Annotated in this window: 25 protein-coding genes; 14 read left to right on the top strand and 11 right to left on the bottom strand. The window is 61.6% G+C overall.

Features of this window, described 5'->3' with window-relative positions:
- The first annotated feature begins 126 nt into the window (after positions 1-126).
- From lipA to KGB28_RS21480, 3 genes are read left to right on the top strand one after another with little or no spacing between them, the layout of a single operon-like run.
- The gene (gene lipA / locus KGB28_RS21470; RefSeq protein ID WP_223447784.1) at positions 127-1,116 is read left to right on the top strand and encodes a lipoyl synthase; all 990 of its coding nucleotides are present in this window, start codon (positions 127-129) and stop codon (positions 1,114-1,116) included.
- A gap of 33 nt (positions 1,117-1,149) precedes the next feature.
- Positions 1,150-1,908, top strand: a complete 759-nt coding sequence (locus KGB28_RS21475) for a M15 family metallopeptidase (RefSeq protein ID WP_223447785.1) — start codon at positions 1,150-1,152, stop codon at positions 1,906-1,908.
- Positions 1,905-2,621, top strand: a complete 717-nt coding sequence (locus KGB28_RS21480) for a L,D-transpeptidase (RefSeq protein ID WP_223447786.1) — start codon at positions 1,905-1,907, stop codon at positions 2,619-2,621. Before KGB28_RS21475 ends, KGB28_RS21480 begins: the two co-directional genes overlap by 4 nt.
- A 120-nt stretch (positions 2,622-2,741) precedes the next feature.
- On the opposite strand, the gene KGB28_RS21485 is transcribed toward KGB28_RS21480, so the two are convergent.
- The 7 genes from KGB28_RS21485 to KGB28_RS21515 form a co-directional block, all read right to left on the bottom strand.
- On the bottom strand, positions 2,742-4,130 hold the full coding sequence (locus KGB28_RS21485; protein WP_223447787.1) for a purine-cytosine permease family protein: 1,389 nt from the start codon (positions 4,128-4,130) through the stop codon (positions 2,742-2,744).
- Between the two features lie 46 nt (positions 4,131-4,176).
- Positions 4,177-4,917: a TorF family putative porin gene (locus KGB28_RS21490; RefSeq protein WP_223447788.1), complete on the bottom strand. Its 741-nt coding sequence runs from the start codon at positions 4,915-4,917 to the stop codon at positions 4,177-4,179.
- Between the two features lie 107 nt (positions 4,918-5,024).
- Positions 5,025-6,764, bottom strand: a complete 1,740-nt coding sequence (locus tag KGB28_RS21495; protein WP_223447789.1) for an amidohydrolase — start codon at positions 6,762-6,764, stop codon at positions 5,025-5,027.
- An 18-nt stretch (positions 6,765-6,782) separates the two neighbouring features.
- Complete coding sequence (locus KGB28_RS21500; protein WP_223447816.1) at positions 6,783-8,579, bottom strand: amidohydrolase; 1,797 nt, start codon at positions 8,577-8,579, stop codon at positions 6,783-6,785.
- 201 nt (positions 8,580-8,780) lie between these two features.
- On the bottom strand, positions 8,781-9,803 hold the full coding sequence (locus tag KGB28_RS21505) for a helix-turn-helix transcriptional regulator (protein WP_223447790.1): 1,023 nt from the start codon (positions 9,801-9,803) through the stop codon (positions 8,781-8,783).
- A gap of 87 nt (positions 9,804-9,890) precedes the next feature.
- Positions 9,891-10,733: a nitrilase family protein gene (locus KGB28_RS21510; RefSeq protein ID WP_223447791.1), complete on the bottom strand. Its 843-nt coding sequence runs from the start codon at positions 10,731-10,733 to the stop codon at positions 9,891-9,893.
- On the bottom strand, positions 10,730-12,229 hold the full coding sequence (locus KGB28_RS21515; RefSeq protein ID WP_223447792.1) for a purine-cytosine permease family protein: 1,500 nt from the start codon (positions 12,227-12,229) through the stop codon (positions 10,730-10,732). Before KGB28_RS21515 ends, KGB28_RS21510 begins: the two co-directional genes overlap by 4 nt.
- A 199-nt stretch (positions 12,230-12,428) precedes the next feature.
- Here KGB28_RS21515 and KGB28_RS21520 point away from each other — a divergent pair, with 199 nt between their 5' ends.
- Positions 12,429-13,331 (top strand): LysR family transcriptional regulator, encoded by a 903-nt coding sequence (locus KGB28_RS21520; protein ID WP_223447793.1) that lies wholly within the window; start codon positions 12,429-12,431, stop codon positions 13,329-13,331.
- A gap of 419 nt (positions 13,332-13,750) precedes the next feature.
- Here the strand turns inward: KGB28_RS21520 and KGB28_RS21525 are convergent, their stop codons facing one another.
- Together KGB28_RS21525 and ggt are read right to left on the bottom strand one after the other, a co-directional pair.
- Entirely contained in the window at positions 13,751-14,284 is a 534-nt protein-coding gene (locus KGB28_RS21525) for a cysteine hydrolase family protein (RefSeq protein WP_223447794.1), read from the bottom strand.
- Between the two features lie 69 nt (positions 14,285-14,353).
- Positions 14,354-16,081 (bottom strand): gamma-glutamyltransferase, encoded by a 1,728-nt coding sequence (ggt, locus tag KGB28_RS21530; protein ID WP_223447795.1) that lies wholly within the window; start codon positions 16,079-16,081, stop codon positions 14,354-14,356.
- A 136-nt stretch (positions 16,082-16,217) separates the two neighbouring features.
- On the opposite strand from ggt, the gene KGB28_RS21535 reads away from it, so the two are divergent.
- On the top strand, positions 16,218-16,730 hold the full coding sequence (locus tag KGB28_RS21535) for a methylated-DNA--[protein]-cysteine S-methyltransferase (RefSeq protein ID WP_223447796.1): 513 nt from the start codon (positions 16,218-16,220) through the stop codon (positions 16,728-16,730).
- Here the strand turns inward: KGB28_RS21535 and KGB28_RS21540 are convergent, their stop codons facing one another.
- On the bottom strand, positions 16,731-17,324 hold the full coding sequence (locus tag KGB28_RS21540; RefSeq protein WP_223447797.1) for an NUDIX domain-containing protein: 594 nt from the start codon (positions 17,322-17,324) through the stop codon (positions 16,731-16,733).
- A 166-nt stretch (positions 17,325-17,490) separates the two neighbouring features.
- Between KGB28_RS21540 and KGB28_RS21545 the strand changes: the two genes are divergently transcribed.
- Positions 17,491-17,916: a GNAT family N-acetyltransferase gene (locus KGB28_RS21545; protein WP_223447798.1), complete on the top strand. Its 426-nt coding sequence runs from the start codon at positions 17,491-17,493 to the stop codon at positions 17,914-17,916.
- Positions 17,917-18,042: 126 nt separating this feature from the next.
- On the opposite strand, the gene KGB28_RS21550 is transcribed toward KGB28_RS21545, so the two are convergent.
- Positions 18,043-18,393, bottom strand: a complete 351-nt coding sequence (locus tag KGB28_RS21550) for a hypothetical protein (RefSeq protein ID WP_223447799.1) — start codon at positions 18,391-18,393, stop codon at positions 18,043-18,045.
- Between the two features lie 148 nt (positions 18,394-18,541).
- Between KGB28_RS21550 and KGB28_RS21555 the strand changes: the two genes are divergently transcribed.
- The 8 genes from KGB28_RS21555 to KGB28_RS21590 all read left to right on the top strand — a co-directional run bounded on the left by KGB28_RS21555 (position 18,542) and on the right by KGB28_RS21590 (position 22,450).
- Positions 18,542-18,790, top strand: a complete 249-nt coding sequence (locus KGB28_RS21555) for a hypothetical protein (protein ID WP_008049352.1) — start codon at positions 18,542-18,544, stop codon at positions 18,788-18,790.
- A gap of 20 nt (positions 18,791-18,810) precedes the next feature.
- Complete coding sequence (locus KGB28_RS21560; RefSeq protein ID WP_223447800.1) at positions 18,811-19,140, top strand: DUF6388 family protein; 330 nt, start codon at positions 18,811-18,813, stop codon at positions 19,138-19,140.
- A 25-nt stretch (positions 19,141-19,165) separates the two neighbouring features.
- On the top strand, positions 19,166-19,870 hold the full coding sequence (locus tag KGB28_RS21565) for a YoaK family protein (RefSeq protein ID WP_223447801.1): 705 nt from the start codon (positions 19,166-19,168) through the stop codon (positions 19,868-19,870).
- A 200-nt stretch (positions 19,871-20,070) separates the two neighbouring features.
- On the top strand, positions 20,071-20,463 hold the full coding sequence (tusD, locus tag KGB28_RS21570) for a sulfurtransferase complex subunit TusD (protein WP_223447817.1): 393 nt from the start codon (positions 20,071-20,073) through the stop codon (positions 20,461-20,463).
- Position 20,464: 1 nt separating this feature from the next.
- The gene (gene tusC, locus KGB28_RS21575) at positions 20,465-20,827 is read left to right on the top strand and encodes a sulfurtransferase complex subunit TusC (protein ID WP_223447802.1); all 363 of its coding nucleotides are present in this window, start codon (positions 20,465-20,467) and stop codon (positions 20,825-20,827) included.
- Positions 20,827-21,120 carry a sulfurtransferase complex subunit TusB gene (gene tusB / locus KGB28_RS21580; protein WP_223447803.1) on the top strand — a complete coding sequence of 98 codons (294 nt, stop codon included), beginning with the start codon at positions 20,827-20,829 and terminating at the stop codon, positions 21,118-21,120. Before tusC ends, tusB begins: the two co-directional genes overlap by 1 nt.
- Positions 21,117-21,452: a TusE/DsrC/DsvC family sulfur relay protein gene (locus KGB28_RS21585; protein WP_223447804.1), complete on the top strand. Its 336-nt coding sequence runs from the start codon at positions 21,117-21,119 to the stop codon at positions 21,450-21,452. Before tusB ends, KGB28_RS21585 begins: the two co-directional genes overlap by 4 nt.
- The gene (locus KGB28_RS21590; RefSeq protein WP_223447805.1) at positions 21,449-22,450 is read left to right on the top strand and encodes a glycosyl transferase family protein; all 1,002 of its coding nucleotides are present in this window, start codon (positions 21,449-21,451) and stop codon (positions 22,448-22,450) included. Before KGB28_RS21585 ends, KGB28_RS21590 begins: the two co-directional genes overlap by 4 nt.
- The last annotated feature ends 24 nt before the right edge of the window (positions 22,451-22,474 follow it).

Raw genomic sequence — 22,474 nt, forward strand, 5'->3', positions numbered from 1 at the left:
CCCCTTGTGGGAGCGGGCTTGCTCGCGAAGGGGCCGTGTCAGTCGACATCAGTATTGACTGGCACGCCGCCTTCGCGAGCAAGCCCGCTCCCACAGGTTCTGCGGCTGTTGCACAAGGAAATAACGATGAATGCCATTGTCGAATCGACCGGCAAGAGCCCGGCAAAAGTAGAAATCGGCACCAAACTGCGCGGCGCGGAAAAGGTCGCGCGGATCCCGGTGAAGATCATTCCCACGGATGAATTCCCGCGCAAACCCGACTGGATTCGCGTGCGCATGCCGATCTCTCCCGAGGTCGACCGGATCAAGCAGCTGCTGCGCAAGCACAAGCTGCACAGCGTCTGCGAAGAAGCTTCGTGCCCGAACCTCGGTGAATGTTTTTCCGGTGGCACCGCGACTTTCATGATCATGGGCGACATCTGCACCCGCCGCTGCCCGTTCTGCGATGTCGGCCATGGCCGGCCCAAACCGCTGGACGCCAACGAGCCGATGAACCTGGCCGTGGCCATCGCCGAGCTGCGCCTGAAGTACGTGGTGATCACCTCGGTGGACCGCGACGACTTGCGCGACGGCGGCGCCCAACACTTTGTCGATTGCCTGCGCGAGATCCGCAAGCTGTCGCCCGGCATTCAACTGGAAACCCTGGTGCCGGATTATCGCGGACGCATGGACGTGGCCCTGGCGATCACTGCCAATGAGCCACCGGATGTGTTCAACCACAACCTGGAAACCGTACCGCGCCTGTACAAGGCCGCGCGACCGGGTTCGGACTTCGAGTGGTCGCTGGACCTGCTGCAGAAATTCAAGCAATCGGTGCCCCATGTGCCGACCAAATCCGGCCTGATGCTGGGCCTTGGCGAAACCGACGAGGAAGTCATCGAGGTCATGCAGCGCATGCGCGAGCACGACATCGACATGCTGACCCTCGGCCAATACCTGCAACCTTCGCGCAGCCACTTGCCGGTGCAGCGCTTCGTGCACCCGGACACCTTTGCCTGGTTCGCCGAAGAAGGCACACGCATGGGCTTCAAGAACGTGGCGTCCGGGCCGCTGGTGCGTTCGTCCTATCACGCTGATCAACAACTTCATGGAGGTACGGACGGTTTCAAGCCATGATGGAATGACTGGTCATGCATGGAGCCGTTTCCGATGTCGCGTTCACCCTGTCTGTTGTTGCTGTGCCTGAGCCTTGCCACGCCGTGCATGGCCGACGAGCCGAAACCCGGGCACATGGTGTATGTGCGCAGCGTCGACCCGGGCATCGAGCAGGACATCCGCTACGCCAGCGCGCACAACTTCACCGGGCACCCGCTCGACGGCTACCAGGCGGCGGAATGCCTGCTGTCGGAGGACGCTGCCAAGGCGTTAGCCCGAGTGCAAAGCTCACTGAAAGCCGAAGGCTACGGCTTGAAAGTATTCGACTGCTATCGCCCGACCCGCGCAGTGGCGGACATGGGCCGCTTCGCCACCGAACCTGGCGACCCGCTCAAGACCGAGTTCTATCCACGGGTCGACAAGCAGGACTTCTGGCGCCTGGGTTATGTGGCCCGGGTGTCCAATCATTCCCGGGGCAACACCGTCGACCTGACGATGACCGGCCCCGACGCCCTGCCTGCCGACACCTGGGCGCCTTCGGTCACTCCAGTGGATTGCACCGCCCCTTACGGCCAGCGCTGGCGCGACGGCGCGCTCGACATGGGCACCGGTTTCGATTGCTTCGATGAGCGGGCCCATACCGACTCGGCGCTGGTCAACGCCACGGCCAAAGCCAATCGCCAACGCCTGACCAGTGCCATGGCCAAGGAAGGCTTTGTGGGTTATTCGGCCGAGTGGTGGCACTTCACGTACAGCGGGAATCCGCCGAAGCCGGACGTCATGGATTTCCCCATCACGCCGATGGCGCCATGAACATTCTGCTCAAAACCCTGTTGGTGGCGCTGTTTCCGCTGGCCGCAATGGCCCAGGGACTCGACGGCAGCGACCAACTGATCGTGGTCACCAGTAAAGGCTGGGATGACATCCAGGGCACTGCCCAGCGCTATGAACGGCACGGGCAGACCTTGCAGAAACTCGAAGCGCCCTTTGCAGTCGTTCTTGGCAAGAACGGCATGGGTTGGGGCAAGGGGCTGCTCGATATCGGGCAACCTGAAGGACCGGTGAAACAGGAAGGCGATGGCAAGGCGCCGGCTGGAATGTTCAAGCTGGGCACGGCGTTCGGCTACGCGCCTTCGGCCGAAACCCGCCTGCCTTATCTACCGTTGACGCCGACCATCGAATGCGTGGATGACAGCCAATCGACTCGCTACAACGAACTGGTCGACGGAGCGGTCGTGGAAAAGGACTGGAGCAGCTCCGAACGGATGCGCCGCTCGGATGAGCTGTACCGCCAAGGCATTGTCATCCAGCACAACACTCCGGCCTCTCCCGCTGCCGGTTCGTGCATTTTCTTCCACATCTGGCGCGGCCCCACGGCACCTACCCGTGGCTGTACGGCCATGGACCCGGCGGATATCGCGCGATTGTTCGACTGGCTGGACCCGGGCAAATCCCCGGTGCTGGTGCAACTGCCTGAAGTGCAGTACGAGCAGTTGCGCGAGCGCTGGAAACTGCCGAAGCGCTAACGGGTAAACGCTGAACCTGTGGCGAGGGAGCTTGCTCCCGCTGGGGCGCGAAGCGGCCCCAAAAGATGGGACTGCTGCGCAGTCCAGCGGGAGCAAGCTCCCTCGCCACAAATGCGGGCATTACCCCCGCTCAACCACCACGCCACTCATCGACGGCTTGGCCAGCGCGTAATAGATCACCCCCGGCACCAGCAGCCCGACGATCCATGAAATATCCACGCCGCCCAGTTGCGCAACCATCGGCCCGGAGTAGAAATGGGTGTCGACAAAAGGCAACTGGATCAACACGCCAATCACGTACACGCTGATCCCCAACACGTTCCAGCGACCGTAGCGCCCATTCGGGTCGGACAATGCAGGAATGTCGTAACGCTCCTTGTTGATGAAGTAGTAATCCACCAGGTTGATCGCGCTCCACGGGGTGAAGAACGTCAGCAAAAACAGGATGAAGTACTTGAACGAGTTGAGGAACGAGTACTGCCCCAGCAATGCCAGCGCGGTGGACGCCGCGACGATCAGCAGCACAAACAGCATGCGCTGGCGGGCGGTGATTTCCAGGCGACGACGAAAGCCACTGATGATGGTGGCGATGCACATGAAACTGCCGTAGGCGTTGAGGGTAGACACCGTGACCTTGCCGAACACAATGCTCAGGTACAGCAAGGACGCGATCACACCGCTACTGCCCAGGCCGACAATGGTCGCCACTTCATGCCCACGGAAACTGGCCCCGGCCAGTGCGGCGGCGAACACCCCCAGCACCATTGAAGTCTGAGCCCCCAGCACCGTGCCCAGACCCACGGCGGTGAAGGTTTTCCACGACGAAGTCTTGCTCGGCAGGTAGCGCGAGTAGTCCGCAACGTAAGGGCCGAAGGCGATCTGCCAGGACGCCGAGAGCGAAACCGCCAGCAGGAAGGTGCTCCAGCCAAAATGACGATTGTCGAGCAGCAGGCCGATGTCGTTGAGGGTCATCAACCGGGTGAACAGGTAGGCGAAGGCGATGATGCCCAGCACGCTGGTCACTCGCCCGACCAGGTGAATCACCCGATAACCGAAGATCGTCAGGAACGCGATGCTCGCCGCGAAAATCAGGATGCCGGTGCTGTCGCTGACACTGATCAACTGTGCGATCGCTTGCCCCGACAACACCGCGCCGGTGGCGCTGAAACCCAGGTACATCAGGCACACCAGGACAATCGGGATCGCCGCGCCATACACCCCGAACTGCACGCGGCTGGAGATCATCTGCGGCAGCCCGAGCTTCGGCCCTTGCGCCGCGTGCAGCGCCACCACGGCACCGCCGAGTACTTGCCCGATCAGCAAGCCGATCAGCGACCAGAACACATCGCCGCCCAGCACCACGGCCAGGGCGCCGGTGACGATGGCGGTGATTTGCAGGTTGGCGCCGAGCCACAGGGTGAACTGGCTGTAGAGACTGCCGTGTCGCTCAGCCTCGGGAATGAAATCGATCGAGCGGGTCTCGATCAGGGGACTGCGTTGCGCACTCATGACGGTGTTTCCTTTGTGGAACTGTTTTTGTTGTCAGGGACGGAATTTAAAAGGTCTTGGTTGCGCTGGCTACAACTGTCGCCGAACAGAGGTCGTCATAGCCGTACCAACTGCTGCACTCGCTTTTCGACAAGTCGGTGTCGACATAGCTCAGCCCCCAGGTGACGCCGACGAAGTCGCGGGTCAACTTGGCTTCCCACTCGTAGTAAGACTCACGGCTATCGCCATTGGCGGACCAGAACGCGGGGTCATTCACATCGTTGCGCCCAAAGCGCAGGTCCAGGCCGACTTCGGCCGGCAAATCGATTTTGTAGCCCACGTAGGTGTAAAGGGTGTCCTGGTCCTCGCCGAAGAAGTTCGGTGTGTCCTTGGAGTAATAGGCACCCAGCTTCACGCCGTACAGGTCGAGAACGGCGTACGCCTCGCTGAGGTTGAATTCGGAGTTTTTCGGGTAGTCGTACTTGATGTAGCCCAGGTCCAGGCTGATGGCGTCCGTGGCCTGCCAGTAGTAACCGGCGTAGTACTCACGCTCCTGCCGGGTGTCGAAGCCGCCGCCGAAATCGACGTTGGAGGTCCAGGCGCCGATATACAGGCCGCTGCTGTGCAGCAGCGTTGCACCGCCCTGCACTGCCGGATCGCCCAGGGTCTGCGAGATGCCCCGGGTGCGGTAGTCGCTGACGACGCCCAGGGTCATCTCCAGGCTGAAATCATCGTTGAGGGTCAGGGCCTGGCTGCTCAGGGGGATCAATGCCAGTGTCGCGAGGGTCAATGCTGAAAGTGCGTTCATACAGTTCTCTTGTTGTTATGGCGTACGGGGAATTTCAGGCATGGCGATGCCAGGCCCCTCGCGCGACGAGGGGCTGGCGGTTTTTGCGTGTGCTGGGTGTACGCAGGTCAGGACGCTGGGGCGTAGACCTGCTTGCCGGCGAAGAAGGTGTTCAGGACTTTGGTTTCGAACAGGTCGTCATCGCTGACCTTGAACACATCGCGGTCGAGGATGATCAGGTCGGCCTGCTTGCCCGGTGCCAGCGAACCGATCTGCTGCTCCAGGCGCAGGGTTTTCGCCGCATTGATGGTGTAGGCGTAGAACATGGTCTGGCGGTCGATGCTTTCCTTGGCATTGAGTACGCCCAACGGACCCTTGCGCGTGCTGGCCTGGGCAATGGCGTTGAACGGGTTGGCGCTCGACACCGGCCAGTCGCTGCCACCGGCAATCGTCGCGCCGGCGTTATGCAGGGACCGCGCGGGATACTGGTAACCGTAGGCAAAGGCGCTGATGTAGGGTTTGACCAGTTCGACGGTGTAGGACTCGCCGGTGGCCCACAGCAGTTGCATCGAGGCGATCACGCCCAGTTGCTTGAAGCGCGGAAACTCCTTGGGGTTGACCAGCTGCAGGTGCGCGATGCTGTGGGGTACAGGCGTCGGGCTGAGCTTGCGCGCATACGCCACGCCATTGAGCGCTTCACGCACCGCGCGGTCGCCGACGGCGTGCATGTGCACGATCCAGCCGCGTTTTTCCGCCGCCACCACCAGTTCACCGAAGTGCGCCGGGTCGGTCAGCAGTTGGCCGTCCTTGTGGCTGTTCTTGTACGGCACGACGACTGCCGCAGTTTGTCCCGGGAACTCGAGAATACCGTCGACAAATATCTTCACGCCGGGGAACGTCAGGTTAGGCACGCCATCGAACTGCTTCATCACCGTGGCGATCACTTCCAGGTCGGCAGGCTTGCTCTTCGGGTTGGTGACCATCAACGCGGCGACGTGGGCACTGAGTTCGCCGTTCTGCGCCAACTCCTTGTACAACGGCAGTACGCCGACACTTTCCGCGGTGGCATGGAAATCGAACAGCGAATCTTCACTGCCGCCGTTCGCCGCCGCGTCCATCCAGGCGGTGACGCCGAATTGATTGTTGATCTTCACCGCCTCGCGAGCGGCCTTGAGCATGGCCTCCGGGGTGGGCGCCGGAACACCGTTGCGCACCACATCCCAGCGGGATTCGGCGAAGTAGCCGTTAGGGGTGAAGTCCGCTTCATGGCCGACGAAGCTGCGCTCTTTCTCCGGCAGGCTCTTGACCAGTGCCGCGTCGATGTTCAGACGCTTGAGCATCGCGTTGTTGGCCCAACCGGTGTGGCCGTCGATGCCGCTGAAGACGATGGGCTGATCAACCCAGCGGCCCTGGTTGAACACCTTGCCCAGTTCACGGCTTTTCTCCCAGTAGGCCGAACTGACCCCGGCCACACTGATCACATCACCGGAACGGGCACGTCCGGCCTTGTCCTCTTCGATCAACCATTGCTCCAGTTCCGGCAAGGGTTTGACCTCGTCCAGCAGGTTGGCCTTCATGCTGTCGAAAGCGCCCGAGACCGGGTGGCTGTGGGTGTCGATCATGCCTGGCATCAACACTTTGCCCGCCAGGTCGATGCGCTGGGTCTTGGCATCGGCCAGGGCATTGATTTCGGCATCGCTGCCCACTTTCAGAATCTTGCCGTCTTGCACCGCAACAGCCTGCACCAGTGCCTGGCCGGGTTCGGCGGTAAAGACCTTGCCGTTGAACAACACCAGGTCAGCGGCGGCCATGGCCTGCACCGACGACAAGGCCAGCGCGGCGGCCAACAGGTTTGGAATCAATCGCATCGGGACGCTCTCTAGTTTTTATTGTGCGGATCGGGAAGTAACCGCTTGGGAAACCACGTGTGGCGCAAGCCCCAGGAACGGCGCCTTGGCCCACACGACTTTGCCGCCGACCAGCGTCAGCAGCACGTCATTGCGGCCCAGTTCCTCCTCGGGCACCTGCATGAAGTTCTTGTCGAGCACGATCAGGTCAGCGAACTTGCCGACTTCGACCGAACCCAGCACCGCGTCCAGCTTCAGCTGTTCGGCGGAACTGAGGGTGATGCTGCGCAGCGCTTCGGCTCGCGACAGCGCCGGATCGGCATTGAGTCGCCCGGCATACTTCGGCCCATAGCTGTGCGGATTGGTCGGGTCGCCGGAACGGGTGACACCGACTTTCAGCGCAAGGAACTCATCGAGGGGATCGACCGGCCAATCGCTGCCAAACGCCACTCGGCCGCCGGCATGGGCGATGCTGCCCGATGGCTCCATGCGTTCGAATCGCTCGGCACCAAGGTGATCACTGGTGCCGTCGACCGTGGACGGTGCCTGCTGTGCCCACTGGAACGACATGGTGGCCGTGACGTCCAGTGCCTTGAAACGCGAATAGTCGGCAGGGTCGACAGACTCGGCGTGGGCGATGGCCGGGTGGAAGTCCTGACCGGGCAGTTCCTTGCGCACGTAGGCCACGCTGTCCAGTGCATCGCGCACCGCGCGCTCGCCGGTGGCGTGCAGGTGTGGATCGAAACCGGCCTTGACCGCTTGCAGCAACAACGGATTGAGCACTTTCGGCGGGAAGTACAGTTCGCCAAGGTTCTTGCCCGGTGTCCACTTCGGCGCCTTGTCGGTGCCGCTGTTGTGCATGTACGGGGTCAACATGGCGCCGGTGTCCGCCGGGGCATTGATGATGCCGTCCATGAACAGTTTGACGTGGCGCATGTTCACGCCCGGCGCGACATGCACTTCGCCCTGGTCGTAGGTGCTGGCCAGGGTCTTGGCCTCGGCGATGGTTTTCACCGGGTCGGCGGCAGCGGCGGCCGGGTCCAGCTTGATCGCCAGCAAGGCCCGGGCGGTCAGCTCGCCGGACTTTTGCAGGCTGGTGAAGGCTTTGCCGTTTTCCGGGCCGGACAGCGCATCCATGAAACTGGTGATGCCTTGCTGGCGCATGGCGTCGAGGGCTGCACGAACCTGATTGAGTTTTTCCGCGTCGGTCGCAGGCGGCACCACGGCGGCCAACGATTCGGCGGCGCCGTCTTCACAGATGCCGTTCGGGTTGCCGGCGCTGTCGCGTCGGTATTTGCCGTCTTCGGGGTCGGCGGTTTTCTTGTTGATGCCGGCCAGTTCCAGGCCGCGAGAGTTGGTCAGCACGGTGTGGAAGTCGGTGGAGCGCACCTGGATCGGACGCTTGGTCTTGAGCGCGTCCAGGGTCGATTTGTCAGCGTCGCCGTCGAGCCCGGTCATGCCCATGCGGTCCCAGCTGCCGACTTCCAGCCACACGTCCGGGCCCTTGTCCTTGTCGGCATCGAGGCAAGCCTGGATGCTCGCCTGAAACTGTGCGCGGGTCATGGTCTGGTATTTCAGGTCGCACAAGGTCATGGCCCGACCGCCATCCCCCGGGTGCATGTGCGCATCGACGAAGCCCGGCATCAGCATGCGCCCGGCCAGGTCGATCAGTTGTGTTTGCTTGCCGATGTAGGCGTCGACCCCGGCATCGCTGCCGACATAGACGATCTTGCCGCCCGAAATGGCAATGGCCTGCTGCACGGAATCCTGGCCATCGACGGTGTAGACGTAGCCATTGCGCATGACCGTGTCGGCGGGTGTCGCCGCCCACGCCATGCCGGAAAATGCCGTCGTCGCCGCGACGGCGACAAAAAGCCTGGAAAGTCTCAAATGCCTCACCCCTGTTCTTATTGTTTTGAAGCGGCCCGAAGCGACTGCGCCAGCCCCTGATAGACAGGACCTACCCTATAGGGCGCAGCGTTCGAATGGACCTCTGCAAATGAGGAGGGGTAAGGCAAATAATTGAAACGGCTGGGATTAATCCCGGCGCACGGACTCCGCCAGCGCACCCGGCGAACGCAGGGCCGAGCCCAGTTCCACCTTGCTTTTCACACCCAGTTGCAAGTAGCAATTGCGCAGGTAGGTGCGTACGGTCGCGGGGCTCAGGGCGAGCATTTTGGCGATTTCCTTGTAGGAGTGGCCGGCGGCGAACAGCATCGCTGCCGTGCGTTCCCGTGGCGCCAGGCCGTCCCCGCCCGACGGTGCTTCCAGGGACAGGATGACATGTCCGGCGTTGGGGCTCAGGGTCAGGGCGCAGCGGCCCAGGCGGATCACGCAGGGCGCCTTCGACAGTTGCGCGATCACCTCGCCCGGCAGCATTGAACCGCTCCAGCCGGGTAATTCGCGTTGAATGGCGGCGCACAACCTGGCGCCCACATACAGCAGGCTGCCATCCATGCGCGCGACGCCAAAATCACTCGCGCCGTTTTCGCTGTCGAAGCGGATCATGTCCTGCACCTGGAACCGCCACAGCTGGAACAGGTGATCGCAGAATGCCGAAAACAGCTCGGCTTCGTTCTCCTCGAACGCCTGTTCACCCTGGCCACGGTAGAGGCAGACGAAAAACATCAAGCCGCTTTCGGGCAGCTCATAGGTGATGCTCATCAAGTGGTAGAGATCGTAGCGCCGGGCGAAATCGTTGACCGCCTCGCACGGGTCGTTGAAACCGTTGTCGCGCACCACCTCACCGGGACGATTGAGCGTGGCGTGGGAGAACTGGTCGTTTGCCGCCACCGGATGCCATTCGGCGGCAAAGGATTCGGGGAGATTGATGCTGCCGTGCATCCAGCTCTGAGGGGGAACATCAGGACCTGGGGTCGACATCTCGCCCCACCAGGCAGACGCGAAGGGCACCAGTTGACCGAATGCCTGCAGGCCATCGGCGATGAATCGCGACGCCCCGCTCTCCCGCGCCAGCCGGCCAAGGTGCAATACGCAATGATTGAACGCCTTGAGCGTGACCATAGTTGCGTCACCGTCGACTTTATTTCCCTCCCCCATCATTGCGATCCCGTTCACTGCATGGCCTTTGGTTTCGACGATGCCATAGGCCCGTGATGGGCGTCCAGCACGCAATGACATCATCGGTCACAAAGTGCTGTGCAGCCCATACAGCTGCGGCCTGCGGTCCTGATGCAGGTCGTTGCGCGCACTGATGCGCTTGTTGCGCGCCTCGGCGAGGTTCAGCGTCGCCAGCAGGATTTGCTCGCCGCCCTGCTCCGCCGGCCCGGCCAACGGGTAGCCGTCAGCATCGACGATGACCGAGCCCTGGACCCAGCCGACCCCGCGTTCATGGCCATAGCGATCACAGGCGGCGATGAACATGCGGTTGACCGAGGCATTGGCCTGCACCCGCAGCACTTCGGCCGGGCGCTCGGTTTGCGGCCGCGGACCGTCGGGCCAATTGACCGGCGCACACAGCAGATCGGCCCCGGCCAGCGCCGGAAGGCGCACCCACTCGGGGAACTCCAGGTCGTAGCAAATCAGCATGCCGAGCCGTCCATGCACCGTTTCGACCACCGGCGGCGGCGCATCGCTGGCCGTGAAGATGTCCTTCTCGGCATCCCACAGATGCGCCTTGCGGTACACCGCGCGCAGGCCATTGGCGTCGATCATCGCCGCGCTGTTGGCCAGTTCGTCACCGGGCAGGCGCTCGCAGAATCCGCCGACGATCACCAGGTTCAGCTCACGGGCCAGGGCCTGCCACAGTTGCAAGGTCGGACCGTCAACGGTTTCCGCCAGTGACAGCGCTTCCTCACGATCGGCGAACAGATAGCCGCTCTGCACCAGTTCTGGCAGCACCACCACTTGCGCACCCTGTAAGGCTGCCTGGCGAATCGCGCGTTCGGTGAGCGTGCGGTTGTGGGCCAGGTCGCCGATTTTCGGTGCCAGTTGGCAACAGGCGACCACGGTATTTTTTACGCTGTTCAACGCCCTGCCTCCGCAGATGAATGGGTCATGGCGACGATGTCGCTCTCGCTCAGCGCGTCGATCACCCGGCGTTCGGCGGCCAGGTCAATCGAGCGGCTGAGCAGGTAGTAGGTCAGCCCCGACACCACCAGGCCCACCAGCCAGGCGATGTCCACGCCTTCCAGCACTCGCGCCAGCGGGCCGACGAAGACTTCTTTGCCGGCGGCGGCATCGAATATGTAGAAGAACGGCACCATGGCGGCGAAGCCGATCAGGTACGAAACGATGCCGCGAAATTGCCAGGCGCCGTAGATGCCGTTTGGCGTGAAGAAATGCGGGATCGCGTAGCGGCCCTTGCGCACGAAGAAATAGTCCACCAGGTTGACGGCGGTCCACGGCACGAGGAAGTACAGCAACAACACCAGGAAGGTGTTCAACAGGGCGATGCCGTCACCTTTGATCGACAGCACGCAGGTCAACAGAATGACGCTGATCACACTGATCGACAGCACACGGGCGCGGGGTGTCGGGGTGATTTTCCTGATCGAGTCGACGCCGGTCAGCAGCGTCAGCATGGCGCTGTAGGTGTTGAGCGCGATGATCGGCAGGAAGCCCGCCACCGAGACGATCACCAACAGATTGCCCAGCCCCGGCACCATCGAGGAGCCGACCTGATTCAACGCCACCAGCGCATCCACCGCTTTCAGCTCCTGAGCCAGCCAGGCACCAAGGCCGATCATCCAGCTGCCGGACAACGAGGCGCCGATGAACACCGCGGCGATCAGTTTCGCCCGGCTGGTGTTTTTCGGCAGGTAACGGGAATAGTCAGACACGTAGGGTGCATAGGAAATGTTGTAGCTCGCGCCGATGGCGAACAGCGTGGCGAAAGCCACCCAGTTGAAGCCCAGGTCGGTCGCTGGCGTGACGCCTTCCTGGCCCGCGCCGAACATCAGGGCAATGGTCACCAGTGCGTACAGTGGCAAGGTCGCCAGCAAGGCCCACTTGAAGGCCTTGTGCATCAGGTCGTGGCCGTAGATCGACAACAGCGCGCCGATCAGCACCACGGCCACGGCGACGATGGTCGGATCGATGCCAAACACATGCTCCAGGCCGTTCATGATCAGCGAGATGTTCACCACGTTGAAACCGACGAACACAAACATCGTCGCCATCAACGCCAGGATCACCCCGCGATAGCCGAACTGGGCGCGGGACTGGATCATCTGCGGCAGGCCCATTTCCGGGCCCTGGGAACCGTGAAACGCCATGAAAATGGTGCCGAACATAATGCCCAGGGCACCGGCGAGCATGGTCCACAACGCGGACAGGCCGAGGCTCGGGCCGACAAAACCAATGGAAATGGTGAAGAAGTGGAAGTTGCCCAGGAACCAGAAAGGCCCCTGGCTGCTGAGTTTGGCGTGGCGTTCGCTTTCCGGGATGTAGTCGATGGAGTGGCCTTCGATGGCCAACCCGCCGCTCGCCTCGGCGGCGTGCGCAGACACTGGGGAACCTGACATACGATTGTTCCTATGCTGTTGTTTGTTATTTTTGTGGGTACAGCGCTCGCTACGACGTCCAGATCAGGTGAAACTCCATAAAAATCTGACGATGACGCTGGTTTCACGGCAATGTAGGGCGTGAGTTCGGGCAATAAAATATCGCAGGCACACTGTTCACATAGATCAGCACCTATGTAAGCGAGAATCGGGAGCCCCCATGCTGGGAACTGTAACGGAGCTGGATCTGCGCCTGATCCGGGTATTTCTGACCGTCGTCGAGGCGGGCGGCATCTCGGCGGCACAAACCGCGCTCAATACCACGCAACCCACGATCAGCGCGCAGTTGGCGACGCTGGAAGCGCGGGTTGGTTTCCGTCTGTGCGAACGCGGGCGCGGCGGGTTTTCGGTAACGCCCAAAGGCACTCAGTTCATCGACGCGGCCCGACGCTTGCTGGCGGCGGCCGAAGGTTTCCGGGTCGAGGTGCAGCACATCAACCGCAAAGTCTCGGGCAGTATCAACATCGGCCTGCTGGGGCAAATCGATCCGGTGGCGAACAGGAAAATCGGCTTGGCCATTGCCCGGCTGCGAGCGCGGCACGAGGGGCTGTACTTCCATTTCACCGAGCTGTCGTCGTCGCTGCTGGAAGAAAAAATCATCAACGGCCATATCGACCTGGCCATCGGTTACTTCTGGCATCGCTTGCCCAGCATCGATTATTTCCCGCTGTTCCCGGAAACCCAGATCGCTTATTGCGCGCCTTCGCATCCGCTGTTCGGCAAGGTCGGCGCACTGACTCGCGAAGATGTCAGCCAGTTTGACTGGGTCTGGCCGAGCCATCCGCTGCCGGAAATGCCGGCCCCCACGTCCATCGAACGCCTGACCGTGCTCACCGACAGCATGGACGGCGCAGCCCTGCTGATCCTGTCCGGCCAGCACCTGGGGTTTCTGCCGCAGCACTACGCGACCCGCCATGAACAGCTGGGGCAGTTACACCCGCTGAACCCGGACCTGTTGCGCTATGAAGTCAGCTTTCATGCGGCGGTAAGACATTCGGCGCGGCAGCGGGACTTGGTGAGTGCGTTCCTCAACGAACTGATCGAGATTTTCGGAGCGGTGTAGGTCCTGTGGGAGCGAGCTTGCTCGCGATAGCGCTGGGTCAGCCAACATCAATGCTGGCTGTAATGACGCCATCGCGAGCAAGCTCGCTCCCACAGGGTTAGTGGGTGTACGCGAAATCTGCGAGCGACCGAAATTACTGTGGGAGCGAGCTTGCTCGCGATAGCGGTGGGTCAGCCGATATCAATGTTGAATGTGCTGGCCTCATCGCGAGCAGGCTCGCTCCCACAGGGTTAGTGGGTGTATGCAACATCTGCCAGCGACCGAAATTATTGTGGGAGCGAGCTTGCTCGCGATAGCGGTGGGTCAGCCGATATCAATGTTGAATGTGCTCGCGATGGCGGTGGGTCAGTCAACATCAATGTTGGCTGTAATGACGTCATCGCGAGCAGGCTCACTCCTACAGGGGGGATGTGGTGGTTTCAGAAACGGATGTCCTTGGCCGGTATTACATCGATCCGCGCCACGGAACCGGTCAGGCGCTTCAGGTCCTTGTTGTGCTCGGCAATGATGTCTTCGGCGGTCAGGTTGCCGTTGTCGACGGTGGAATGCGCGTCGCCCGCCAGCACCACGTCGTAGCCCAGTTTCAGGGCCTGGCGCACGGTGGCGTTGACGCAGTAATCAGTCTGCAGGCCGCAGATGACCAGGCGCTCGAAGTCCTCTTTCGGCAACAGTTTTTGCAGGTTGGTCTGATAGAACGAATCCCCGGTGGTCTTGCGCACGCGGTGGTCCTTTGGCGAGGTTTCCAGCCCTTCCGCCAGTTGCCAGCCGGCAGCTTCATGCGCCAGCGGGCTGCCCGCTTCTTCGTGCTGGATCAGCACCACAGGAACTTCGGCCTTGCGGGCCCGGGCCGAGAGATCGTTGATCGTATCGATAACCCGTCCGATCTCGAAACACTCGTATTCACCGGAGCACAATGCCTGCTGAACGTCGATGATTAACAGTGCAGTGGTCATGATTTCCTTCCTTGTGATGTCGAGGGGTCAGGGGACGAACATAAGCCCGTCCCCCTCCAGACACAACCCTCAATAACCCAGCGACAACCCGGTGTTACGCCGTGGGTCGTTCGCCCCGTAGAAACGGTTCTTGCCTACCGGTTTGCCACCCAGGGATGGCGCGCCGACCAGGATCGCCGCCAGGTGGTTGGCATCCTGTGGACCGGCGAACTTGTGACCCCAGCTTTCGAGGATTTTCACCGTGTCCGGGCTGGTGGTGAAGGCTTCCAGGTTGGTTTCCTCCGGCAGCCACTGCTGGTGGAAACGCGGTGCATCGACCGCTTCCTGGATGTTCATGCCGTAGTCGATCACGTTGAGCATGGTCAGCAAGGTCGCGGTGATGATGCGGCTGCCGCCCGGAGTGCCGACCACCATCACCACTTTGCCGTCCTTGGTGACGATGGTCGGGCTCATGGACGACAGCGGCGCCTTGCCGGGCGCGATGGCGTTGGCCTCGCCCTGCACCAGGCCGTACATGTTCGGTACGCCGATCTTCGAGGTGAAGTCGTCCATTTCATCGTTGAGGATGACCCCGGTCTTGCTCGCCATCACGCCGGCACCGAACCAGTCGTTGAGGGTGTAGGTCACCGACACCGCGTTGCCCCACTTGTCGACGATGGAGTAATGCGTGGTGTTGCTGCCTTCATGGGGCGCTACACCGGGCTTGAGTTCACTGGAAATCGCGGCTTTTTGCGGCTTGATCGCTTCGCGCAGCTTGGTCGCGTAGTTTTTATCCAGCAGGTGGGCAATCGGGTTCTTCACGAAATCCGGGTCGCCCAGGTAGCTGTTGCGGTCCACATAGGCGTGGCGCATCGCTTCGATCTGATAGTGCATGCCCTGGGCCGAGTGATAGCCCAGATCCTTCATCGGATAGCCTTCGAGGATGTTCATGATTTCGCAGATCACCACGCCGCCGGAGCTCGGTGGCGGTGCGGAAACCACGTGGTAGCCACGGTAGTCGCACTCGATGGGCGCCAGTTCACGGGTCTTGTATTTGTCGAGGTCGGCCTGGGTGATGATGCCCTTGTTGGCCTGGCTCGAGGTGACGATGGCGTCGGCCACCCAACCTTTATAGAAACCGTCGGCGCCTTTGTCGGAGATCTCCCGCAAGGTCTTGCTCAGGTCCTTTTGCACCAGTTTCTGGCCGACCTGCATCGGCTCGCCCTTGCTGAGGAAGATCGCGCCGGAATCCTTGATGTCCTTCTTGAACATGTCCGTGGCGTAGTCCAGCAGATCGACATCCCCCTGCTCCAGCACGAAACCGTCTTCGGCCAGCTTGATGGCCGGGGCGATGATTTCCTTGCGCGGCTTGGTGCCGTATTTGGACAGCGCCAGTTCCATGCCCGAAACGGTGCCCGGCACGCCCACGGCCAGGTGGCCACGGGTACTCAGATCGGGAACGACGTTGCCCTCCTTGTCCAGGTACATGTTGGCGGTTGCGGCCAGTGGCGCCTTTTCACGGAAATCGAGGAAGGTCTTGCGCCCGTCCGCCAGTTGTATGGTCATGAAACCACCGCCGCCGAGGTTGCCTGCCGCGGGGTACACCACCGCCAGCGCATAGCCGACAGCGACCGCAGCATCCACTGCATTACCGCCGTTCTTCAGCACATCCACGCCCACATGGCTGGCCAGGTGCTGGGCCGTTACCACCATGCCGTTTTCCCCGGTAGCCGGGGCCACGGAGGCGGCGTGGGCGGTCAGGCAGCTGAGCGCCAATGAGGTCGCAATCAGCGATTTGGCAAAAGGTTCGTACTTCATGAGTCGGTCTCTTCTTGTCATTAAACAGGGAAACGTTTCAAAAGCCGTTGCCAAGTATGGTCGGGATTACGTATTGCGCCTCCCCGTCGAGGCAGTATCCTTAACGCCTGTTCAGCAATTTTGCGCGAGCCCTGGCATGACCTATACCTGCACCACCGTGGCTTCACCCGTGGGCCAGTTGAAGCTGGTCGCGAACGGTTCACGACTGGCGGCCATCCTCTGGGAAAACGACAAACCCGGGCGGGTGCGCCTGGGGCCGATGAGCGAAGCGCCGGACAATCCGATCCTGGTGCGCACGGCTGCGCAGCTACGCGAATATTTTTCCGGCACCCGCGATCGTTTCGAACTGGATCTGGATTTTGCCGGCACGCAATTCCAGAAGAAGGTCTGGGCGGCGCTGCTGACCATCCCGTTCGGCGAGACCCGCAGCTACAGCCAGATCGCCGAACAGATCGGCAACCCGGCGGCGGTCAGGGCGGTGGGCGCGGCGAATGGCAAGAACCCGATTTCGATCGTGGCGCCCTGTCATCGGGTGATTGGCGCGTCGGGCAAGCTCACCGGGTTTGCCGGCGGACTTGAAGCGAAGGAGCTGTTGCTGACGCTGGAGGGTGGGCAATGGCCCGGCACGGCACGCCTGCCAGGCTTTTGATCATGCTTGGGCGAAGAGGTTTTTCATCGCCGCATACTGCAACAGCATGATGGTCTTGGCGTCGCAGATTTCGCCGCGGTAAAACGCTTCGAGCGCGTCGTCGAACGCCCACTCCAGCACTTCCAGCTCTTCGGTTTCCGACTCCAGCCCGCCACCGTCGCTGACTTTCGACTTCGCGTCGTATTCGGCAATGAAGAAGTGCAGTTTTTCCGTCACCGAACCGGGGCTCATGTATGCCTCGAACACCTTCTGCACATGGTGCACGCGATACCCCGTCTCTTCCTCCGCTTCGTCGCGGATGCGGTCTTCAGGCGCCGCGCCTTCCAGCAGCCCCGCCGCCACTTCGATCAACAGCCCATCGTGACCATTGACGAACACCGGCAGGCGAAATTGCCGGGTCAGTACCACGGTCCTCTTTTCGCGGTTGTACAGCAGAATCGCCGCGCCATTGCCACGGTCGTAGACCTCCCGGACCTGGCGTTGCCACTCGCCGTTGTTGCGTTGGTAATCGAAGGTGATTTTCTTGAGCAGGTACCAGTCGTGGGACAACACCTGAGACTCGAGGATGTTGACCCGCTCGGCTGTGTTCGACATGACAACGCGTCCTGTTATTGGTCTGAGGGTCCATATGTTAAGTGAAAACGGACAGCCTTTGCCCCCTCAGGCAAGCTGCGCGTTGGCGACGGTTCAACTTTTCCGGGGATGGAACAATCGCTGCAACCGGGATAGGCTGCGGCTTCAATGCCATAAGGATATAGCCATGAACTTGCGTATCGAACTGTCGCATAACCCCACGGATGAACAACGACAGGCCATCCTCAAACCGCTGCGCGCCTACAACGGCTCGAAGGCCGAAGGTAACGTGCCTGAGCACATCGCCTTGCTGGTGCGCGACGACAACGACGAGATCCTCGGCGGCCTGCATGGCCGATTGTTTTACCAGTGGCTGTACATCGACTTGCTGGTAGTGCCGGAACAGGCCCGGGGACAGGGCCTGGGATCGAAACTGATGCAGATGGCCGAGGACCTGGCGCGGGAACGGCGCTGCGTCGGGCTGTGGCTCGACACCTTTGAATTCCAGGCGCCTGGGTTCTACAAGAAATGCGACTACAGCGAGATCGGGCACATTGCCGATTACCCGCCGGGCCACAAGCACTTCTTCTTCCAGAAGCGCCTGAACTACTGACACACACAAATCCCTGTGGGAGCGGGCTTGCTCGCGAAAGCGGTGGGTCAGTCGACATCAATACTGCTGAACAGCCGCCTTCGCGAGCAAGCCCGCTCCCACAAGGGACTTGCGTTAGCCTTCAAATCACAGGCAAGTCGCCAACGCCGCCAACCGGCGCTTGGCCACGAAATCGTCCTTCTGTGCGTAGTAGTTCAACACCGTGCCCGAGGCATCGGTGGTCACGTCGACGAAGGACTCCGCCGAACGGGTGTAAACGGTCGTGCCGCCCTTCTCCCCCGGTTGCAAATAGGCAGCGGCATCGACGCCGAACACGGCCTCGTCCTGCCAGGAAAACTGCACGCACTGGGCGACGTCTTTTCCCGGTTTTTCCGAGTTCAGGGTCTTGTACGGGGCCTTGGTGCGGGCGTCGTTCATCGCCGAGCCAGCGCATCCGGCCAGCAACGTCACGGCCAGCGCCACCATCAGAATTCGCATTGCATTCACTCATCGGGAAAAAGCGGACTTTATCACCCCGGCAGCCCGTATCGTTCTGCTTTACTGCATTTATACCGCGACAGCGCGCAACGATTCGCGCACCCTGTCGCGCCAATAACGCCCCATTACACCCCTGACTGGAAACCTGATGACACCTAATGCCGAGTTCTACAAACCGAGCACTGAATATGCCGACAAGCTGATCAGCCAGATCGGTCAGACGCCTTCCTGGATTGCCAAGCGAATCGGTGTCACCGACAAGCGGATTCGCTACATCCTCGACGGCGAAAGAACTGTCAAAGGCGAAACCACGCCGATCCAGATGACCTACACCGAACAGTTTGCCCTCGAATGCCTGGCGGCAGCGGCCAAGGCCGGCAAGAAGCAATCCTCGTAATCCGTTCTCAAGGAGCGACCATGGCGACAACCGAACTGCAGCATGAGCAAGCACTCAAGAGGTTTCTCGATGCACGCCCCGAGTTGCGCGAAGAACTCGACCACCTCAACCCGCTGTTGGCTCAGGCCAAGGGTGAAACGGCGGCTCAGTATCGCGAGGAACGGCTGCACGAAGCGTTTGAAGCTGAAGCAGAACGCCAGCAGTTGTTTGCCTGGGAACTGACGCTGCAGTTAACCACCGCCACACCCCAGGACTACGAAGCGCAGCGCCTGGAAGTGCACCGGGAAGTGGCGGAAATGGCCGGCATGGACTGGCTGGAGTATTGCGAGTTGAATGGGATAAAACCCTAAGCACTGTTCAGGGATACTGTCGCCAATGCTGCCCAACACCGCCAGGACCCACGCCAGCCCCGGTCACTTGCACACGCAGAAATGGCGCGGGCGCATAGGCCTGAGCCTGGTGGCCATGCTTTCGGTGTTGGCCGGTATGACCGACGCCATCGGCTTCATGGCCAGCGGCGACTTCGTCTCGTTCATGAGCGGCAATACCACCCGGATGGCGGTCGCCATCAGTGCTGGCGACCTTGGGTTGACCCTGCGCCTGGTGATCCTCGTCGCCACCTTCATCGTCGGTAACGCGCTGGGCATTATCGTCAACCGGCTAGGCAGACGCCGGGCGCTGCCCTTGTTGTTGTGCATTGCCGCCCTGCTGTGCGCCGCCGCAGCCTGGCCTTATGAGGCGCAACTGCCGGCCCTGCTGGCGGCGATCATCGCAATGGGCATGCTCAACGCCGCAGTGGAAGAAGTGAATGGCCTGCCGGTGGGTCTGACCTACGTCACCGGTGCCCTGTCGCGTTTCGGCCGCGGGCTGGGCCGCTGGATGCTCGGCGAGCGCCGTAGCGGCTGGCGCGTGCAATTGATCCCCTGGACCGGCATGTTCGCCGGCGCGGTACTCGGTGCCGTGCTGGAACATCATCTGGGGCTCAAGGCGTTGTTTGCCAGTGGCCTGCTGGCTGCCGGGCTCGGGGTATTGTCGTTGAAGATCCCGCGGCGCTGGCAGTTGGGGTATATGCCGCGCTGAGCTTGGCGGTGCCTATGCGGCCCTCATCGCGAGCAAGCTCGCTCCCACAGGGGATCGGTGTCGAATACAAAATTGAAATCCACCACGAAACAATTGTGGGAGCGAGCTTGCTCGCGATGGGGCCAGAATAGACAACATCGATTTAGCTGCCCCGCCGATAAAGCTTTATCATGGCCGCAGTTTCGCTGATCGAGTCCGTCATGAAGTTCGCCATCGCCGTGTTTTCCGCCGCCCACGCGCCCTCCTCGCGCCGCGCCTTGCTGTTCGCCCAAGCGGCACTGGCCGGCGGGCACGAGATTGTCCGGCTGTTTTTCTATCAGGATGGCGTCTACAACGCGTCCGCCAGTGTGGTCACTCCCCAGGATGAACTGGACTTGCCCAAACAGTGGCGCGCCTTTGTCAGCGACCATCAACTCGATGGCGTGGTGTGCATCGCCGCTGCCCTGCGGCGTGGTGTGTTGAACGACGAAGAAGCCAGGCGCTATCAGCGCGAGGCGGTAGCCGTCGGCGCGCCGTGGGAATTGTCCGGCCTCGGCCAATTGCATGACGCGGCGCAGGATGCCGACCGTCTGATCTGTTTCGGAGGCGCATGACATGGCCAAATCCATATTGATCATCAGCCGCCAGTCGCCATGGTCCGGCCCTGGCGCGCGGGAAGCGCTGGATATCGTGCTCGCTGGCGGCGCCTTCGACCTGCCGATCGGCCTGCTGTTTCTCGATGACGGCGTGTTCCAGCTGTCCGCCAGCCAGAACGCCAAGGCCCTGCAACAGAAAGATCTGAGCGCCAACCTGCAAGCCCTGCCGATGTTCGGTGTCGAGGAACTGTTCGCCTGCGGCGACAGCATCGCCCTGCGTGGCCTGGACCCGAGCGGCCTGTCGCTGGAAGAAGCCCAGGTGTTGGCCGCCCACGAAATCACCGCCCTCATTGACCGTTACGACCAGGTGATCACCCTCTGATGTCGACTTTGCATGTGTTGTCTCATTCCCCGTTCGGCGACGAACACCTGACCAGTTGCCTGCGCGTGATCGGCGCCAGCGACGGGTTGCTGTTGTCTGGAGATGCAGCCTATGCGTTGCAGCCAGGCACCGCGCCGTTCATGGCACTCAGCGCACGTGGCCTGAAGCTGTTCGTGCTTGCCGAAGATGCCCAGGCCCGTGCGCTTGCGGTTCCAGACTGGGCCAAAGCCATCGATTACCCGGCCTTCGTCGAACTGTCGATTCACTACGACAAGGTCAACAGTTGGCTATGAATGCATTGACGGTCGGCGCCCGCGCCATCGAGCTGGACAAGGATGGTTTCCTGGTCGAACTGAGTGACTGGTCTGCGGATGTGGCCAGTGCCCTGGCGGCGACCGAAGACATCGAGTTGACGCCCGAACACTGGGAAGTCCTCGAACTGCTACGCAGTTTCTACGCCGAATTCCAGCTGTCACCGGCCACCCGCCCGTTGATCAAGTACACCGCCCTGAAACTCGGCCCGGAAAAAGGCAACAGCCTGCATCTGAACCGACTGTTCAAAGGCACTCCCGCCAAACTCGCCGCGAAACTGGCGGGCCTGCCCAAACCGACGAATTGCTTATGAACGATTACCCAGCACTGACACTCGAAACGCCCGCCGAGCATCCGTTCGCCCAGTTCGTGCGGATCCTTGGCAAAGGCAAGCGCGGCGCCCGCGATTTGACCCGGGTCGAGGCCCGCGAAGCCATGGGCATGGTGTTCGATGAAAAAGTCGAGGAAACCCAACTCGGCGCATTCCTGATGCTGTTGCGGCACAAGGAAGAAAGCGCGGAAGAGATGGCGGGCTTCACCGAAGCCTTACGCGAACGCCTGAATCCTCCGGCGCTGGCGGTGGATCTGGACTGGCCGACCTATGCCGGCAAGAAGCGGCACTTGCCGTGGTACCTACTGGCAGCCAAGTGCCTGGCGCAAAACGGCGTGCGGATTTTCATGCACGGCGGTGGCGCCCACACGGCCGGTCGGCTGTACAGCGAGCAACTGCTGGGCGAATTGAACATCCCGCTGTGCCGCAACTGGCAACAGGTGGGTTCGGCGCTGGATAACGGCGGGCTGGCCTTCATGCCATTGATGGACTGGGCGCCGCAGCTGCAACGCATGATCGACCTGCGCAACACCCTGGGCCTGCGCTCGCCAATCCACTCGCTGGCGCGGATTCTCAATCCGCTGGGCGCCCGTTGCGGCTTGCAGAGCATTTTCCACCCGGGTTATCAGGCGGTGCATCGCGATGCCAGCGGCCTGCTGGGTGACACGGCCATCGTGATCAAGGGCGATGGCGGCGAGATCGAGATCAACCCGGACGCCGACAGCCACCTGTACGGTACGAGCGGGGGTGAAAGCTGGGACGAGGAATGGCCGCAGTTGTCGGCGCAGCGTCACGTCAAACCTGCCTCGCTCGAGCCTGAACATTTGAAAGCGGTCTGGCGTGGCGATGTGGTCGACAGCTACCCGCAAATGGCCCTGATCTCGACCATGGCCCTGGCCCTGCGTGGCCTGGGACAGAGCCGCGAACAGGCCTTCGAAACCGCTGAAAAATACTGGGCGGCGCGGGATAAATCGATTTAATCGATCATTCACGCCCGATCTTTG

Origin of the sequence: Pseudomonas sp. BF-R-19, assembly GCF_019956445.1 — a bacterium.
In the GTDB taxonomy this organism is placed as follows: domain Bacteria; phylum Pseudomonadota; class Gammaproteobacteria; order Pseudomonadales; family Pseudomonadaceae; genus Aquipseudomonas; species Aquipseudomonas fluorescens_BH.

Excerpts from the sequence above, each read along its gene's own strand:
- lipA (WP_223447784.1), top strand. The coding sequence starts at position 127 with ATGAATGCCATTGTCGAATCGACCGGCAAGAGCCCGGCAAAAGTAGAA.
- KGB28_RS21475 (WP_223447785.1), top strand. The coding sequence starts at position 1,150 with ATGTCGCGTTCACCCTGTCTGTTGTTGCTGTGCCTGAGCCTTGCCACG.
- KGB28_RS21480 (WP_223447786.1), top strand. The coding sequence starts at position 1,905 with ATGAACATTCTGCTCAAAACCCTGTTGGTGGCGCTGTTTCCGCTGGCC.
- KGB28_RS21485 (WP_223447787.1), bottom strand. The coding sequence starts at position 4,130 with ATGAGTGCGCAACGCAGTCCCCTGATCGAGACCCGCTCGATCGATTTC.
- KGB28_RS21490 (WP_223447788.1), bottom strand. The coding sequence starts at position 4,917 with ATGAACGCACTTTCAGCATTGACCCTCGCGACACTGGCATTGATCCCC.
- KGB28_RS21495 (WP_223447789.1), bottom strand. The coding sequence starts at position 6,764 with ATGCGATTGATTCCAAACCTGTTGGCCGCCGCGCTGGCCTTGTCGTCG.
- KGB28_RS21500 (WP_223447816.1), bottom strand. The coding sequence starts at position 8,579 with ATGGCGTGGGCGGCGACACCCGCCGACACGGTCATGCGCAATGGCTAC.
- KGB28_RS21505 (WP_223447790.1), bottom strand. The coding sequence starts at position 9,803 with ATGGGGGAGGGAAATAAAGTCGACGGTGACGCAACTATGGTCACGCTC.
- KGB28_RS21515 (WP_223447792.1), bottom strand. The coding sequence starts at position 12,229 with ATGTCAGGTTCCCCAGTGTCTGCGCACGCCGCCGAGGCGAGCGGCGGG.
- KGB28_RS21520 (WP_223447793.1), top strand. The coding sequence starts at position 12,429 with ATGCTGGGAACTGTAACGGAGCTGGATCTGCGCCTGATCCGGGTATTT.
- KGB28_RS21525 (WP_223447794.1), bottom strand. The coding sequence starts at position 14,284 with ATGACCACTGCACTGTTAATCATCGACGTTCAGCAGGCATTGTGCTCC.
- ggt (WP_223447795.1), bottom strand. The coding sequence starts at position 16,081 with ATGAAGTACGAACCTTTTGCCAAATCGCTGATTGCGACCTCATTGGCG.
- KGB28_RS21535 (WP_223447796.1), top strand. The coding sequence starts at position 16,218 with ATGACCTATACCTGCACCACCGTGGCTTCACCCGTGGGCCAGTTGAAG.
- KGB28_RS21540 (WP_223447797.1), bottom strand. The coding sequence starts at position 17,324 with ATGTCGAACACAGCCGAGCGGGTCAACATCCTCGAGTCTCAGGTGTTG.
- KGB28_RS21545 (WP_223447798.1), top strand. The coding sequence starts at position 17,491 with ATGAACTTGCGTATCGAACTGTCGCATAACCCCACGGATGAACAACGA.
- KGB28_RS21550 (WP_223447799.1), bottom strand. The coding sequence starts at position 18,393 with ATGCGAATTCTGATGGTGGCGCTGGCCGTGACGTTGCTGGCCGGATGC.
- KGB28_RS21555 (WP_008049352.1), top strand. The coding sequence starts at position 18,542 with ATGACACCTAATGCCGAGTTCTACAAACCGAGCACTGAATATGCCGAC.
- KGB28_RS21560 (WP_223447800.1), top strand. The coding sequence starts at position 18,811 with ATGGCGACAACCGAACTGCAGCATGAGCAAGCACTCAAGAGGTTTCTC.
- KGB28_RS21565 (WP_223447801.1), top strand. The coding sequence starts at position 19,166 with ATGCTGCCCAACACCGCCAGGACCCACGCCAGCCCCGGTCACTTGCAC.
- tusD (WP_223447817.1), top strand. The coding sequence starts at position 20,071 with ATGAAGTTCGCCATCGCCGTGTTTTCCGCCGCCCACGCGCCCTCCTCG.
- tusC (WP_223447802.1), top strand. The coding sequence starts at position 20,465 with ATGGCCAAATCCATATTGATCATCAGCCGCCAGTCGCCATGGTCCGGC.
- tusB (WP_223447803.1), top strand. The coding sequence starts at position 20,827 with ATGTCGACTTTGCATGTGTTGTCTCATTCCCCGTTCGGCGACGAACAC.
- KGB28_RS21585 (WP_223447804.1), top strand. The coding sequence starts at position 21,117 with ATGAATGCATTGACGGTCGGCGCCCGCGCCATCGAGCTGGACAAGGAT.
- KGB28_RS21590 (WP_223447805.1), top strand. The coding sequence starts at position 21,449 with ATGAACGATTACCCAGCACTGACACTCGAAACGCCCGCCGAGCATCCG.